Genomic DNA, 1,421 nt, shown 5'->3' with positions numbered 1-1,421 from the left:
TCAATCGGCATCCAGAAAGGCCAAATCTAACCCCCGCGCGACACGCCGAGCCAGACACACATTTTGTCGTTTAACCCTTAATCGCACCCCGAAGCCACTAATACACACACGGAAATACGCTTCTTCTCAGGTGGAAGACATACAATGGCCTGCGATGTCTACTGAAAATACGAGCGCTCCTGGCGCAGAGTCGACCACGCTGCCGACCACGAGCCCCTACTCTGAAATCCCGAAGCCGACCCCACTGGGCGTCATCGCCAACGCAGTTCGCGGTGGCCTCATTGGTCTCGCCGAGACGATTCCGGGGGTCTCCGGCGGCACGCTTGCGCTGATCACGGGCATCTACGGACGCCTGATTGAATCAGCAAAGCGCATCACCGATCTGCCGCGGGCAATGTCGAAGGGCACCTTCAAGGAGGACCTACGCAGGATCGACTGGTGGCTGCTCATCCCGGTGGCTATCGGCATGGTTGCCATGGTCTTCTCCATGGCAGGCGTCATGGAGAACTTCGTCACCAACCAACCAGTCGCTTCCCGAGCACTGTTCATGGGCATGATCGCCGCCTCGATCACCATGCCGCTGAACGAGCTACCGCCAGGCGCTCTGCGTCAGCCGGGCATGCGCGGCAAGGCCATCGCCGTCTTCCTGTTCTTCAGCATCGCCCTGTTCGCGCTTACTTCCCTGCCACAGGCCGCACCGACGCAGCCGCCTCTCTGGCTCGTACTCATCGCCGCCTCGATTGCCGTGTGCGCACTGGTTCTGCCGGGCGTTTCGGGCTCTTTCTTCCTACTGGTCATCGGACTCTACGCACCGACCATGGGCGCAATTCACGACCGTGACTTCGCCTACATCGGCACGTTCTTCGTCGGCGCGCTGATCGGCATCGTCCTGTTCATCCGCCTCCTCGAATGGCTGCTGAGTACGCACCAGGCGCTCACGTTGGTCGCCATGTCCGGCCTCATGCTCGGTTCACTGCGCGCTCTCTGGCCGTGGCAGACCGAAAACAACGAGCTCCAGGGCATCGGCTCCGACTGGGGACTCGCCCTCGGGCTCTTCATTCTCGGCGCCGCAATCGTCAGCGTCGTCGCTTATGCGCAGCGCCGTTTTTCTAATTCGGGGTCGATGGACTAAACTAGTCAAAGTCGCTTCGATAGAGCATTTTCGCTTATCGACGGCTTTGCGCCCCTGTAGCCCAATTGGCAGAGGCAACGGATTCAAAACCCGTCCAGTGTGAGTTCGAGTCTCACCGGGGGCACGATTTTAAAACCCGCCTTCACCTGACTTTTAGCCTGGTGGGGGCGGGTTTTTGGTTGGGTTAGTATTCACTATCTTTCACTCTTTTTCGGGTTAAACGACAAAATGTGTGTCTGGCTCGGCGTGTCGCGCGGGGGTTAGATTTGGCCTTTCTGGATGCCGATTG

General features: G+C 59.0%; 1 protein-coding gene and 1 tRNA gene. Both read left to right on the top strand.

Annotated elements, in window-relative coordinates; all coding sequences use genetic code 11:
- The first annotated feature begins 154 nt into the window (after positions 1-154).
- The gene (locus QP978_RS10720) at positions 155-1,132 is read left to right on the top strand and encodes a DUF368 domain-containing protein (RefSeq protein WP_049193963.1); all 978 of its coding nucleotides are present in this window, start codon (positions 155-157) and stop codon (positions 1,130-1,132) included.
- A gap of 50 nt (positions 1,133-1,182) precedes the next feature.
- Positions 1,183-1,256, top strand: a tRNA-Leu gene (locus tag QP978_RS10715).
- The last annotated feature ends 165 nt before the right edge of the window (positions 1,257-1,421 follow it).

This window comes from Corynebacterium sp. MSK035, assembly GCF_030232615.1.
Taxonomy (GTDB): domain Bacteria; phylum Actinomycetota; class Actinomycetes; order Mycobacteriales; family Mycobacteriaceae; genus Corynebacterium; species Corynebacterium jeikeium_D.
This window is presented reverse-complemented; position numbering and strand designations above follow the sequence as displayed.

What these genes read in the sequence shown, in the direction of transcription:
- QP978_RS10720 (WP_049193963.1), top strand. Translation starts at nt 155, where the DNA reads ATGTCTACTGAAAATACGAGCGCTCCTGGCGCAGAGTCGACCACGCTG.